We start from the raw sequence: 12,248 nt of genomic DNA on the forward strand, positions 1-12,248 counted from the left end.
CAGGGCCCCGCACACCCCGCACACCCGCACAGCGCGAATCCCCACGTCACACGGCGTGTGAATCGGCCCGCACACCGCCCCGCACACCCGATTCACACCCCGCCGCACAGGGCCGCTCCGCACCCCCAGGGGCGGCCCTCACACACCCGCGAGGCACCCATGGACACCCCTCCCCGCCCCCGACACATCCCCCCCGACAACCACCCCGTCCCCCTTCCGATGACCGACGCCGAAGCCGCCGCCGAAGCCGAACGGATCATCACCAACACCTACGGGCCCACCGCCCACCGCGACACCACCCCGCTCCCCGCCTACGGGCCGACACCCCCCGTCCCCCAGCCCGGCCGCCCGCCCATGTCCCAGAAGGCCACGGACGCCAGCGCCCTGATGCTGACCGGCAGCGTCGCCGCCCTCTCCGTCGGCGGCGCCACCTCGCTCGTGCTCTACACGCTCGGCCAGGTCGACCCGGTCACCCTCGCCGTGGGCGCGGCCGGACCCGTCGTCCTCGTCCTCGCCGCCGGATCGCTCCTGCGCTCCCTCGGCCGCGCCCGAGCCGACGCCCACACCGAGCACCACCACCACTACCAGGGTCCCGTCACCCAGGACCACCACACCACCCACACCACCACCTGCGGCCTCTGGGCCAAAACCACCAACCAGTGAAGAGGAACCCCATGGCGAACTCCCCGCGCAGGCCCTCCTACCCGGCGCCCGTGAACCCCTCCGGCAGCGGCCCCGGCCGCTGGAACGACGAGAGCGGCAGTCGTCCCTCCACCCAGCCCGTCCGCGTCCCCCGCCGACCGCGCCCCACCGCGTCCTGACGCGGGCCACCACCTGCCCTCCATAGGCCGGAATTCAGCACCAACATCCCAGAAGGAAGCCCATGCCCTACAGCCCTGAGCCCGAGCCGATGCCCTGCGGCGAGTCCGGCTGCTACTGCGACGGCTTCGGCCCCGAACACGAGCAGTGCGCGTGCGGCTGTGACTGCCCCCGCTGCTGGGACTGCCTCCAGAAGACCGCCAACTGCGACTGCTGACCGCCAAGCCCGAAAGGACATCCGGGATGCCGGACAGCCGCCCTCTCGCCCACCGCTTCAACGACGCCGTCGCCAGCCTCACTGGCATGCGCACCGCGCGCTGCCCCGCCCCGGAATGCACCGTCCGCATCCGCTACCGGGCCCTCACCCCCGGCGACGCACACGACCTAATCCACCTCGCCACCAACCACATGCTTCACGGCCCCGAACCGAAAGGGCGGGCCGTACGGCTCCGCGTCCAGCGCTCCACCTGGCCCCGGCCCACGCTGGTCCTCACCGACACCCCCCGCCCCGACTGCCCCGCCTGCGGCGGCGAGGGCGGACACCACCACGACTACGGCGACTACGAGACCGGCGAGTACGCGGGCACCGAATGGGAGCCCTGCACCTGCTGGGACGAGACCTGCGCCTGGACCCTGGTCCGCCTCCCGCACCGACCCCGGTGGCTACGCCGCAACCGCCCGGCCGTCGACCCGTGGGCCGACACCGAACCGCCCTTCTAGATGCGCCAAGGGCGGCCCCCGTCTCGCCAAAGTCCGGGGCCGCCCTTGTCCACCAGCACCATCTACAGAACTGGAGACACCCAGCATGACCCAACCCACCCCCATCCGGCGAGACCGCGCCAGTCGGCAGCGTCTCCTGGACACCGCCCTCGACCTGGCGACGGCGGGCGTGCCCGTGCTGCCCCTGCGGGCCGGTAAGGGCCCGGTCGGCAACTGTCCGGCCTGCGTCGGTCGGCCGCCCCGGTGCGGTGGCCGGCCGAACATGAAAGTCCCCGGCCCCTGTGCCTGCCCGTGGCCGTGCCACGCCTGGGCAGCCGCCACCACCGACCCCCACGTCCTCACCTCGCCCACATGGGCCCCTGCCTGGCGTGCCGCAGGCGTCGTCGGGTACCACCCCGGCGGGGCAGGGGTCACCGTCGTCGACCTCGACAACGCCGATGCGGTCGCCTGGGCCCGCCGGGCGCTGCCTCCGGCCCGGATCGTGCCCACCACCCGGGGGGAGCACTGGATCTACCGGGGCGCCATGCAGTCGGCCAACGGTGTCCGGGCCGGGGTCGACATCAAGTCCCGGCTGGCCTACGCCCGGTGGCTCGGCCCCGGCACCGGCACACTCGTCCCGCTCCCGGCGGCCGTCCTCGCGCTCGTCGAGAGAGAAGAGTCCACCCCCGCCCGCGCGGCCGTGGACTCTTCCACCCGATGGGACCGCACCGTCGCCACCGGCTGCCGCCACACCCCCGCCTTCGTCCGGACCGGTCTGGAGACCGGGATCGGCCGTATCAAGGGCCACCCGGAGCAGGGCGCCGGTACCGCCGCCTACGGGGCCGCCCGGTTCCTCGCCTCGCGGCACACCGCGTGCCCCGGCCCGTGCGGGCTCGACGGCCTCGCCGCCGAGCTGGTCGCCGCCGCCGTCGCGGTCGGGGTGCCCGCCCCGTACGCCGAGCGCTGCGTTACCAACGGCCTGGCCGCAGCTCTGGGAACGGCCGCGTGACCGCCGCCCGGTCGCCCCGGCCCACCAGGGCCGTGGGCGCCCGAAAGGCCGTCGCCGAAGGCGTCCCTTCTGGCTCTGCCCCGCAGGTCGGGGACGGGCGCCGCCCGATCGCCTGGCTCACCATCACCGCGCCCCGCGGCGCCACCCCCACCGCAACCAGCACCTGTGACTGCGGCCGGAACTTCTTCGCCGCAGGGCACCGCAAGGTCTTGGCCCTGATCGACGACCACGCCCGCCACCGCGACCTCTGCCCGCTCCACGCCACCGAGGAAAGGAACGCCGCATGACCCCGCCGCACGACCCCGAGCTGTGGGCCGGGTTCGAGGAGATGACCCCTGAGGATGTCGCCGGACCCGTGTGGGACGAGCCCGTGCCGCTCAACCCGCGTGGCCAGCTCCCGGTCTTCCCCGTCGATGCGCTGCCCGACTGGCTCGCGGCCATGACGGCCGGTGTCGCCGAGGAGACACAGACGCCCGTCGACCTCGCCGGGTGCCTCGCGCTGGCCGCCATCGGCACCGCCGCCGGCGGGCGCCTGACCGTGACCGTGCGCGGGCAGTGGAGCGAGCCCGCCACCCTCTACACCGCCGTCGCGCTCCCGCCCGGCAACCGCAAGTCAGCCGTGTTCGGGCTCATGACCAAGCCGCTCCTCGCCGCCGAGAAGGCCCTGATCGAGCTCACGGCGCCGCAGCGGGCCGAGGCCGCCGCCTCCGCTCGGATCGCGAAGGCGGCGGCGGAGAAGGCTGAGAAGATGGCCGCCAACGCCGAGGCCGACAAGCTGGCCGACCTGACCGCCCAGGCCATCTCCCTGTCCGAGGCCGCCGAGCGGGCCGCTGTCCCGGCCGAGCCCCAGCTCGTCGCCGACGACGTCACCGCCGAGAGCTTGACCACCCTGCTCGCCCAGCAGGACGGGCGGATCGCCATCCTGTCCCCCGAAGGGGAGATCTTCGAGATCATCGCCGGACGCTACTCCGGCGTCCCGAACATGGGAATCTTCCTCAAGGGCCACGCGGGCGACATGGCCCGCGTCAATCGCCAGGCCAGAGACGCCCAGTACATCGAGAACCCCGCCATCACCATGGGCCTCGCCGTACAGCCCGAAGTCCTTGACGCCATCGGGCAGATCAAGGGCGCCGACGGCCGCGGGCTGCTCGCCCGGTTCCTCTACTCCAAGCCCAAGTCCCTCGTCGGCTACCGCAACCTCACTCCGGAGCTGCTGAACCCCGACACCGCCGACATCTACGCGAAGAAGCTCGGCGGCCTCGCGTTGACCCTCGCGAGCTGGACCGAGACCGCCGCACTGACCCTCACCCCCGAGGCTGACGCGGTCCTGTTGGCCTACCAGCGCGTTTCCGAATCCCGCCTGCGAGAGGACGGGCCACTCCGCCCGATCGTGAACTGGGCCAGCAAGCGCGACGGGGCCGTCGCCCGCATCGCCGGGCTCCTCCACCTCGCCGCCCATCCCGAGGACGCCTGGACCCGGCCGATCGAGGCCGCCACGATGGCCGCCGCGACCGAGATCGGGGACTACTTCACCGCCCACGCCCTCGACGTCTTCAACGCCATGAAGGCCGACCCCGCCCAGGGCCCCGCCCACACCCTCCTGACCCACCTGACCGAGACCCGCACCGCCACCTTCACCAAACGCGACCTCTTCCGCGCGGTGCCCCGCAGCGAGTTCCCCGCCATGGGCGACCTCGACCCCGCCCTCAACCTCCTGGAAGACCACGGCTGGGTCCGCCAGCAGCCCCCGCCGCCCCGCACCACCCGTGGCGGCCGGCCGCCCTCCCCCCGCTACGAGACCCACCCCCGCATCACCTGCGCCGCCTGAAAACCCCCGAAACCTCTGACAGAACTGACAGAACCTCCCGACCAGCCACGTGACCTGCGCAAACAAGCTTTTTCGGAGCTGTGACAAAACCTCCGGAAACTCTGACAGAACTCAAAAAACCTCAGCCCGTCACGGACCGCCAACGCGGACAGAACCTAGGTTTTCAAGGTTCTGTCAGAGTTTTTTGAGGTTTTGTCACGCAGCCGAAAGCGGCCAACTCCGCAGGTCAGAGGGCATACGGCGAGGTTCTGTCAGTTCTGTCAGTACATTCCGGGGTTTCCGAACCCCGGGCCGAGCTGAAGGAGCCCGATGGCAACCGCCAAACCGCCCCAGCCCGCCGCCGAACTCCCCACCCGCTACCTCACCCCCGACGACCTCGCAGCACTTCTGTCCGTTCCGCTGGAGACGGTCTACGCCTGGCGGAAGAAGCGCACTGGCCCGCCCGGATTCCGCGTTGGCAAGCACCTCCGTTACGCCCCCAGCGCCGTACACGCATGGATCGACGCGCTGACCGAACACCACGCTGCCTGACCGCCCACCACCCCCAGGGGCGCGACCATCACCGGTCGCGCCCCTGCTCTGCATCTGAAGGAGCACATCCTTGGCCGGCCACGTCCAGGACCGCTGGTACAAGACCGAGACCGACGCCGACGGCAAGGAACGCCGGGTCAGAACCGACCGCTACGGCACCGGCCTCCGCTACCGCGCCCGGTACATCGGGCCGGATGGCAGTGAGCAGTCCAAGAGCTTCCCCGACAGGCAAAAGCGCCTCGCTGAGAAGTGGCTCACCAACATCGCGTCCGACATGTCACGCGGTCAGTACATCGACCCCCGTGCGGCCCGAATCACCTTCCAGACCTACGCTCAGAAATGGCTCACGGCTCATACCGCCGACCTGTCCAGCCAGATCGTGACGGAACAGCGGTTGCGGTTGCACGCGTTCCCCGTCCTCGGCACTCGTCCGCTCGACTCATTCCGCCCCGAGCACGTCCGCGGACTCGTCAGCATCCTGGAAGCGAACCCTGCTGTAAGCGGCGCGTACGCGCGCAACATCTACGGCGACGTACGAGCGGTGCTCAGCGCGGCCGTGGACGACGGGCTGTTGTCACGCAACCCGTGCTCCGTGAAGTCCGTCCGCCCGCCAGCAGTCGAGCGACGCCGCGTTGTGCCATGGCTACCCACCCAGGTGCGCGCTGTTCGCGCGGCGCTACCTGAGCGGTACCAGACCATGGTCGACACCGGGGCAGGGTGCGGACTCCGACAGGGTGAAATCGTGGGGCTCGCCGAGGACGCGGTCGACTTCGAGGGCGGAATCCTGCGAGTGGTCCGGCAGGTGAAGCTCATCCGAGGGAAGGCAGTGTTCGCCCCGCCCAAGTGCGGCAAGGAGCGAGACGTACCTCTGCCGCCCTCGGTAGCGGAAGCCCTCCGCGCCCACGTCGACGCCTTCAAGCCGGTGGGGATCACGCTGCCGTGGCGGAAGCCGGACGGTCCTAAGGTGTCGGCGCGACTCCTGTTCACGAACACCGCGAGCGGGGTCGTGTGGCGCAGCAACTTCAACATCCAGGAGTGGAAGCCCGCGCTGGCGGTCGCTGGCCTGATCCCGGGTGCCGACGACGACGGCAAGTTCGAGTCGGCTCGGGAGCACGGCATGCATGCTTTGAGGCACTTCTACGCTTCGGTGCTGCTGGACGCCGGGGAGAGCATCAAGGCCGTGAGCCAGTACCTGGGGCATACGGACCCGGCTCTGACGCTGCGGGTGTACGCACACCTGATGCCATCGAGTCAGGAGCGCACGCGGAAGGCCGTTGACCGGGTCTTCCTGCCCACGCCCGGCGGGTCCGACGGCCCAGAGACGGCCCAGTAGTACGGAACCGGCCCTCTACCAGCGCCAAACGCGCAGGTAGAGGGCCGGTTGCTGTCGGATCACTGCCAGTTCTCCGGGCTTAGGCATGGTCCATCCAGTGTCGCAGACCGAACGACAGGGGCCCGCCGCCCTGTGGACAACGTCCTCGGAGCGGCGGGCCCCACGCGTGAATGCCCGGGCCGGGACGGCGAACCGTCCCGTACGGCTCAGCCGGAACCCACGAACAGCACCAGCAGCAGCCAGACCACCGGGGCGGTCGGCAGCAGCGAGTCCAGCCGGTCCATGATCCCGCCGTGCCCCGGCAGCAGCGTGCCCATGTCCTTGATGCCGAGGTCCCGCTTGATCATCGACTCGCCCAGGTCGCCGAGGGTGGCGCTGGCGGCCACCGCGAGTCCGAGCAGCAGCCCCTGCCACCAGGCGCCGCCGTCGATCAGGAACTCCATGCACAGCGCTCCCGCGACCATCGCGAAGGCGATGGCCCCGAACAGTCCCTCGCGGGTCTTCCCCGGGCTGATGCGCGGCGCGAGCTTGTGCTTCCCGAAGCGCCAGCCGACGGCGTAGGCCCCCGTGTCGCTGACCACCGTCAGCAACAGGAAGGTGAGAACCCGCTGCGGTCCGTCGTCCGCGGTCAGGAGCATGGCGACGAAGGTGGCGAGGAACGGCACGTAGAAGGCGGCGAACACACCGGCCGTGACGTCCTTGAGGTAGCCCTCCGGGGGCTGCGCCATCCGCCAGACGAGGACCGCGAGCGCGGTCAGCGCCATGGTCGCCCAGGCACCCTCGGCACCCTTCAGGTATCCGGCCACCACCATCGCCGCGCCGCCGACCGCCAGCGGCACGAGCGGCGCGTTGATGTCCTTGCGTTCCGACAGCCGGGAGGTGAGCTCCCACAGGCCGACCACGACGGCGACGACGATCACGCCGACGAAGACGGCCTTCACGACGAAGAGGGAGGCGACGATGACGGCACCGAGCCCCACGCCGACCCCTATGGCGGCTCGCAGATCACGACCCGCACGTTTCTTCTGCGGGGACGGGGGCGCGGTGGACATGGGCTCCTGCGGCTTCTCGTCGCGGAACAGGGGGCCGCCGCTCAGGCGCGCGGCCCCCCGGTCCCGGTCTTCACGGTCGTCTGCGTCTCTGCCTGCGTCGTCTCTGCCTGCGTCGGGCATGTCCGGCACGATGGGCATGGGCCGAGTCTGCTGGGCGCCCTGCACATCGTGGGCAGGACCCGCCGGGGCGACCCGCGTCTCGGGCGCACCCCAGTGGCCGGCTCCCTGCGGGGCGCCCCAGGAAGAGTCGTTCATCAGACTTCGAGCAGCTCGGCTTCCTTGTGCTTGAGCAGCTCGTCGACCTGTGCGACGTACTTCGCGGTGGTGTCGTCGAGCTCCTTCTCCGCGCGACGCACCTCGTCCTCACCGGTCTCCTTGTCCTTGACCAGCTTGTCGAGGGCCTCCTTGGCCTTGCGGCGCACGGCCCGGATGGAGATCTTGGAGTCCTCCGCCTTCCCCTTGGCGACCTTGATGTAGTCGCGGCGGCGCTCCTCGGTGAGCTCCGGGAAGGTCACCCGGATGATATTGCCGTCGTTGCTCGGGTTGACGCCGAGGTCCGAGTCGCGGATGGCCTGCTCGATGTTGCGCAGCGCACTCTTGTCGAACGGCGTCACGACCGCCATGCGGGGCTCGGGCACCGAGAACGAGGCCAGCTGGTTGATCGGGGTCAGCGCGCCGTAGTAGTCGGCGACGATCTTGTTGAACATCGCCGGGTGCGCGCGGCCGGTGCGGATCGCGGCGAAGTCCTCTTTCGCGACGACGACGGCCTTCTCCATCTTCTCCTCGGCCTCGAGGAGGGTTTCTTCGATCACCACGTGCTCCTGCGTGTCTTGAGTGGGCCCGGCGTGCTCGGGCCCGCGGGTCTGCGTCGCGTCCTCACCTGCACGGTGTCCGACCGGCAGGCCGTTGTCCATCCTTCGGGGGGCGTAGTGGGTGTTCCCCGCAGGCCCCGAACCTTCCCCGCGGCTTCCCGGGAAAGGCTCCCCGGTTTCTTCAGGCCCGGGTGCTCCGGTCGCTCACGAGCGTGCCGATCTTCTCACCCTTGACCGCGCGGGCGATATTGCCGGTGGCGGTCAGTTCGAAGACGAGGATCGGCAGGTCGTTGTCGCGGCAGAGCGTGATGGCGGTGGCATCGGCGACCTTGAGATCGCGGGCGAGCACCTCGCCGTATTCGAGCGCGTCGAACTTCACCGCGTCCGGGTTGGCCTTCGGGTCGGAGTCGTAGACCCCGTCCACCCCGTTCTTGCCCATCAGCAGCGCCTGGGCGTCGATCTCCAGGGCGCGCTGGGCGGCCGTGGTGTCGGTGGAGAAGTACGGCATCCCCATGCCGGCACCGAAGATGACGACGCGCCCCTTCTCCAGGTGGCGCACGGCGCGCAGCGGGATGTACGGCTCGGCGACCTGCCCCATGGTGATGGCGGTCTGGACGCGGGAGTCGATGCCCTCCTTCTCCAGGAAGTCCTGGAGCGCCAGGCAGTTCATGACCGTGCCGAGCATGCCCATGTAGTCGGACCGGGCCCGGTCCATGCCGCGCTGCTGGAGCTCGGCACCGCGGAAGAAGTTGCCGCCGCCGATGACGACCGCGATCTCCGCGCCGTCGCGGACGACCGCCGCGATCTCCCGGGCGATGGCGTGGACGACGTCGGGGTCGACACCGAGTCCCCCGCCGCCGGCGAACGCCTCTCCGGACAGCTTCAGCATGAAGCGTCCGGGCACCTTGCCGTCGTCGTGCTTGTGGTCACCTTTGGCGGCATCCGCGCCCTTGTTCATGGGGATTCTCCTCGTGCACATACGAAGAAGGCCATTGCCGGTGGGTCTGGTGTCCCTCCGCGGCAATGGCCTCCTCGTCAGTTCTGCGGTCGTACGGCATGGGTGCGGCCGACGACTGCACCGGACCCCGTTCGGGGGCCACCGTTGTTCGCGGACGGACTCAGATGCCGACCTTGATGCGCGCGAAGCGCTTCAGGGTGACACCGGCCTCGTCCAGAACCTTCTGGACCGACTTCTTGTTGTCCTTGGCGAACGCCTGCTCCAGGGCGACGACCTCCTTGAAGAAGCCGTTGACCCGCCCCTCGACGATCTTCGGGAGAGCGGCCTCGGGCTTGCCCTCCTCGCGCGAGGTGGCCTCGGCGACGCGACGCTCGTTCTCGACCGTCTCGGCCGGGACGTCCTCGCGGCTGAGGTACTTCGGGGCGAAGGCGGCGATGTGCTGCGCGACGTCCTTGGCGACCTCGGCGTTCTCCTTGTCCAGCTCGACCAGGACGCCGACCTGCGGCGGGAGGTCGGGCATGGTGCGGTGCATGTACGCGGCCACGTACCCGCCGGTGAACTGCGCGAAGCGGTCCAGGACGATCTTCTCGCCGAGGTTGGCGTTGGCCTCGTCGACGTACGCCTGGACGGTCTTGCCGGCCTCGATCTCGGAGGCGAGCAGCGCGGCGAGGTCCGCCGGGGAGGTCGCGGCGACGTGGGCGGCGAGCGTGTTGGCGACGTGCTGGAACTTCTCGCCCTTGGCGACGAAGTCCGTCTCGCACTTCAGCTCCAGCAGAACACCGGAGGTCTTGTCCTCGGAGATGAGGGAGACGACGGCACCGTTCTCGGCAGAACGGCCCTCGCGCTTGGCGACGCCCTTCTGACCCTTGATACGGAGCGCCTCGACGGCCTTGTCGACGTTGCCCTCGGCCTCGTCGAGCGCCTTCTTGCAGTCCATCATGCCGGCGCCGGTCAGCTCGCGGAGCTTCTTGACGTCAGCGGCGGTGTAGTTCGCCATGAGTCTGGGTTTCTCTCTCGAAGTCTGAAAGATCTACGGGTGGACGGCGGGGGCGGTGCTCGTGGCACCTGCCCCCGCCGTCATCAGCCGTGACGAGTGTCAGGCCTGCTCGGCGTCCGCGGCCGGAGCCTCGGCAGCGGCCTCGGCCGGCTTCTCGGCGTCGGCGGCCTTCTCGGTCTCGGCGGAGGACTGCGCCTCGGCGTCGGCCTTCTTGTCGCCCTCCAGCAGGTCGCGCTCCCACTCGGCGAGCGGCTCACCGGCGGCCTTCTCGCCCGGCTTCGAGTCACCGGTGGCGGCACCGGAACGGGCGATGAGGCCCTCGGCGACGGCGTCGGCGATCACGCGGGTGAGCAGGGTGACGGAGCGGATCGCGTCGTCGTTGCCCGGAATCTTGTAGTCGACCTCGTCGGGGTCGCAGTTGGTGTCCAGGATCGCGACGACCGGGATGTTGAGCTTGCGAGCCTCGCCGACGGCGATGTGCTCCTTCTTGGTGTCGACGATCCAGACGGCGCTCGGCACCTTCTGCATCTCGCGGATACCACCGAGGGTCTTCTCCAGCTTGGCCTTCTCGCGGGAGAGGACCAGGAGCTCCTTCTTGGTGAGGCCGGAGGCGGCCACGTCCTCGAAGTCGATGAGCTCGAGCTCCTTCAGACGCTGAAGGCGCTTGTAGACGGTGGAGAAGTTGGTGAGCATGCCACCGAGCCAACGCTGGTTGACGTACGGCATGCCGACGCGCGTCGCCTGCTCGGCGATGGCCTCCTGGGCCTGCTTCTTGGTACCGACGAACATGATGGAGCCGCCGTGCGCGACGGTCTCCTTGACGAACTCGTAGGCGCGGTCGATGTACGACAGCGACTGGAGCAGGTCGATGATGTAGATGCCGTTGCGCTCGGTGAAGATGAAGCGCTTCATCTTCGGGTTCCAGCGACGGGTCTGGTGACCGAAGTGGACGCCGCTTTCCAGCAGCTCCCGCATCGTGACGACGGCCATGGCCGTACTCCTTGAGGTACTCGGTTGTCGCGTCGGCAGGATTGCCGTCGCGCCTGACGCCCCGACGCGCCGTGCCACGAGGGACCGAGGAGCGCGGCCACCGTCCGCTGAGAGGGAGGTGGCGGGGCGTGCGAAGTCGACCCGGTGACCCGGGTCGCCATAGGAAGTGTACGGGACGGCTCGGGTGCCGGGTGACGGCGCTGTCCACAACGGCTCGGTCGTCCACAGATCCGGTCCATGATCCCCCCGGTTCCGGTCGGCGCGGGACGGTTCTGCCATGCGACGCACACCCGACCCGACCGTTTCCCGCCGCGGTTCCCGCCACGTCTCCCTCCGCCGGCCGAGAACCCGCCGTGCCGCGACATCGGTGACGGCGGCCTTTCTCGTGCTGCTGTGCGGCATCCGGGGCGTCGCGGCCGGGGCCTTCGCGGCCGCCCCTCCGGGCTTCGCCACAACATCCGTTCACCCGCCCGCACCCGGATCCGCTTCAGCGCCCACTCCCCCGCCCGGCCCGACTCCTTCCCCCGACGGCTCCGCACCCGCACCCGCACCGGTGCCGACCGGCGGCCGGGCGTGGCCGCTCGCGGGGCGTCCCGCGGTGGTCCGGGGCTGGGAGCCGCCGGCCAGTGCCTACGGACGCGGCCACCGCGGCGTGGATCTCGCCGCGGAACCGCGCGCCGCAGTGCTGGCGGCGGCCTCGGGCCGGGTGTCGTTCGCGGGGCGGGTGGCAGGGCGCGGGGTGGTGGCGATCGAAGTGGCGGGTACCGGCGCCCCGCCATTGCGGACCACGTACGAGCCGGTGCGTGCGCTGGTCGCCGAGGGCGACCGGGTGACGGCCGGCCAGGTCGTGGCGTCGCTGGACACGGGGCCGTTCCACTGCGCGTCGGCCTGTCTGCACTGGGGACTGCGGCGCGGGGACGCCTATCTGGATCCGCTGTCGCTGTTGCCGCCCGCGTTGCTGCGGCGCGGTCCATCCCGGTTGCTGCCGGTGTCCGGCGTGCCGGAACCCGGCCCGTCGGCCGAAGGAACCGTGAAGGCCGAAGGAACCGAAGCCGCTGCGAGGACCGAAGGGGGCGGCGAGGCCGGAGAGGCCAAGGCAGCCGACGAGGCCGAGGGGACCGGCGAGGCCAGGGCGACCGAGGAAATCGAAGAGGCCAGGGCGACCGGGAAGGCCGAAGGTACCGAGAAGACCGAGGGGACCGGGGACGGGCTCGCCGCCC

Annotated in this window: 14 protein-coding genes and 1 pseudogene; 10 read left to right on the forward strand and 5 right to left on the reverse strand. The window is 70.5% G+C overall.

Annotation, left to right across the window (positions count from 1 at the left end):
• Nucleotides 1–219: 219 nt before the first annotated feature.
• The 9 genes from ACFC79_RS28890 to ACFC79_RS28930 all read left to right on the forward strand — a co-directional run bounded on the left by ACFC79_RS28890 (nucleotide 220) and on the right by ACFC79_RS28930 (nucleotide 6,219).
• Complete coding sequence (locus tag ACFC79_RS28890) at nucleotides 220–663, forward strand: hypothetical protein (protein WP_376245910.1); 444 nt, start codon at nucleotides 220–222, stop codon at nucleotides 661–663.
• A gap of 11 nt (nucleotides 664–674) precedes the next feature.
• Nucleotides 675–821, forward strand: coding sequence for a hypothetical protein (locus ACFC79_RS28895; RefSeq protein WP_376245912.1), 147 nt, complete (start codon nucleotides 675–677; stop codon nucleotides 819–821).
• Nucleotides 822–883: 62 nt separating this feature from the next.
• Entirely contained in the window at nucleotides 884–1,036 is a 153-nt protein-coding gene (locus ACFC79_RS28900; protein ID WP_376245915.1) for a hypothetical protein, read from the forward strand.
• A gap of 26 nt (nucleotides 1,037–1,062) precedes the next feature.
• Nucleotides 1,063–1,539, forward strand: a complete 477-nt coding sequence (locus ACFC79_RS28905) for a hypothetical protein (protein WP_376245917.1) — start codon at nucleotides 1,063–1,065, stop codon at nucleotides 1,537–1,539.
• 85 nt (nucleotides 1,540–1,624) lie between these two features.
• On the forward strand, nucleotides 1,625–2,527 hold the full coding sequence (locus ACFC79_RS28910; RefSeq protein ID WP_376245920.1) for a DNA primase: 903 nt from the start codon (nucleotides 1,625–1,627) through the stop codon (nucleotides 2,525–2,527).
• Nucleotides 2,524–2,814, forward strand: coding sequence for a hypothetical protein (locus ACFC79_RS28915; RefSeq protein WP_376245923.1), 291 nt, complete (start codon nucleotides 2,524–2,526; stop codon nucleotides 2,812–2,814). The genes ACFC79_RS28910 and ACFC79_RS28915 overlap by 4 nt, the downstream gene beginning before the upstream one ends.
• Nucleotides 2,811–4,355, forward strand: a complete 1,545-nt coding sequence (locus tag ACFC79_RS28920) for a YfjI family protein (protein ID WP_376245926.1) — start codon at nucleotides 2,811–2,813, stop codon at nucleotides 4,353–4,355. The genes ACFC79_RS28915 and ACFC79_RS28920 overlap by 4 nt, the downstream gene beginning before the upstream one ends.
• A gap of 309 nt (nucleotides 4,356–4,664) precedes the next feature.
• Nucleotides 4,665–4,886, forward strand: coding sequence for a helix-turn-helix domain-containing protein (locus tag ACFC79_RS28925; RefSeq protein ID WP_376245928.1), 222 nt, complete (start codon nucleotides 4,665–4,667; stop codon nucleotides 4,884–4,886).
• A gap of 70 nt (nucleotides 4,887–4,956) precedes the next feature.
• Entirely contained in the window at nucleotides 4,957–6,219 is a 1,263-nt protein-coding gene (locus ACFC79_RS28930) for a tyrosine-type recombinase/integrase (protein WP_376245931.1), read from the forward strand.
• 206 nt (nucleotides 6,220–6,425) lie between these two features.
• On the opposite strand, the gene ACFC79_RS28935 is transcribed toward ACFC79_RS28930, so the two are convergent.
• The 5 genes from ACFC79_RS28935 to rpsB all read right to left on the reverse strand — a co-directional run bounded on the left by ACFC79_RS28935 (nucleotide 6,426) and on the right by rpsB (nucleotide 11,028).
• Nucleotides 6,426–7,526 (reverse strand): phosphatidate cytidylyltransferase, encoded by a 1,101-nt coding sequence (locus ACFC79_RS28935; protein ID WP_376245934.1) that lies wholly within the window; start codon nucleotides 7,524–7,526, stop codon nucleotides 6,426–6,428.
• On the reverse strand, nucleotides 7,526–8,083 hold the full coding sequence (gene frr, locus ACFC79_RS28940) for a ribosome recycling factor (RefSeq protein WP_376245937.1): 558 nt from the start codon (nucleotides 8,081–8,083) through the stop codon (nucleotides 7,526–7,528). Before frr ends, ACFC79_RS28935 begins: the two co-directional genes overlap by 1 nt.
• Nucleotides 8,084–8,264: 181 nt before the next feature.
• Nucleotides 8,265–9,041: a UMP kinase gene (gene pyrH / locus ACFC79_RS28945; RefSeq protein ID WP_376245940.1), complete on the reverse strand. Its 777-nt coding sequence runs from the start codon at nucleotides 9,039–9,041 to the stop codon at nucleotides 8,265–8,267.
• Nucleotides 9,042–9,201: 160 nt separating this feature from the next.
• Nucleotides 9,202–10,038 carry a translation elongation factor Ts gene (tsf, locus tag ACFC79_RS28950; protein ID WP_376245942.1) on the reverse strand — a complete coding sequence of 279 codons (837 nt, stop codon included), beginning with the start codon at nucleotides 10,036–10,038 and terminating at the stop codon, nucleotides 9,202–9,204.
• Between the two features lie 99 nt (nucleotides 10,039–10,137).
• Entirely contained in the window at nucleotides 10,138–11,028 is an 891-nt protein-coding gene (rpsB, locus tag ACFC79_RS28955) for a 30S ribosomal protein S2 (RefSeq protein WP_376245945.1), read from the reverse strand.
• A 277-nt stretch (nucleotides 11,029–11,305) separates the two neighbouring features.
• Between rpsB and ACFC79_RS28960 the strand changes: the two are divergent.
• Nucleotides 11,306–12,037 (forward strand): annotated as a pseudogene (locus ACFC79_RS28960) (murein hydrolase activator EnvC family protein); the annotation flags it as partial.
• Nucleotides 12,038–12,248: the final 211 nt, after the last annotated feature.

Source organism: Streptomyces sp. NPDC056061 (genome assembly GCF_042266885.1).
Lineage (GTDB): Bacteria > Actinomycetota > Actinomycetes > Streptomycetales > Streptomycetaceae > Streptomyces.

What these genes read in the sequence shown, in the direction of transcription:
- ACFC79_RS28890 (WP_376245910.1), top strand. Translation starts at nt 220, where the DNA reads ATGACCGACGCCGAAGCCGCCGCCGAAGCCGAACGGATCATCACCAAC.
- ACFC79_RS28895 (WP_376245912.1), top strand. Translation starts at nt 675, where the DNA reads ATGGCGAACTCCCCGCGCAGGCCCTCCTACCCGGCGCCCGTGAACCCC.
- ACFC79_RS28900 (WP_376245915.1), top strand. Translation starts at nt 884, where the DNA reads ATGCCCTACAGCCCTGAGCCCGAGCCGATGCCCTGCGGCGAGTCCGGC.
- ACFC79_RS28905 (WP_376245917.1), top strand. Translation starts at nt 1,063, where the DNA reads ATGCCGGACAGCCGCCCTCTCGCCCACCGCTTCAACGACGCCGTCGCC.
- ACFC79_RS28910 (WP_376245920.1), top strand. Translation starts at nt 1,625, where the DNA reads ATGACCCAACCCACCCCCATCCGGCGAGACCGCGCCAGTCGGCAGCGT.
- ACFC79_RS28920 (WP_376245926.1), top strand. Translation starts at nt 2,811, where the DNA reads ATGACCCCGCCGCACGACCCCGAGCTGTGGGCCGGGTTCGAGGAGATG.
- ACFC79_RS28925 (WP_376245928.1), top strand. Translation starts at nt 4,665, where the DNA reads ATGGCAACCGCCAAACCGCCCCAGCCCGCCGCCGAACTCCCCACCCGC.
- ACFC79_RS28935 (WP_376245934.1), bottom strand. Translation starts at nt 7,526, where the DNA reads ATGAACGACTCTTCCTGGGGCGCCCCGCAGGGAGCCGGCCACTGGGGT.
- pyrH (WP_376245940.1), bottom strand. Translation starts at nt 9,041, where the DNA reads ATGAACAAGGGCGCGGATGCCGCCAAAGGTGACCACAAGCACGACGAC.
- tsf (WP_376245942.1), bottom strand. Translation starts at nt 10,038, where the DNA reads ATGGCGAACTACACCGCCGCTGACGTCAAGAAGCTCCGCGAGCTGACC.
- rpsB (WP_376245945.1), bottom strand. Translation starts at nt 11,028, where the DNA reads ATGGCCGTCGTCACGATGCGGGAGCTGCTGGAAAGCGGCGTCCACTTC.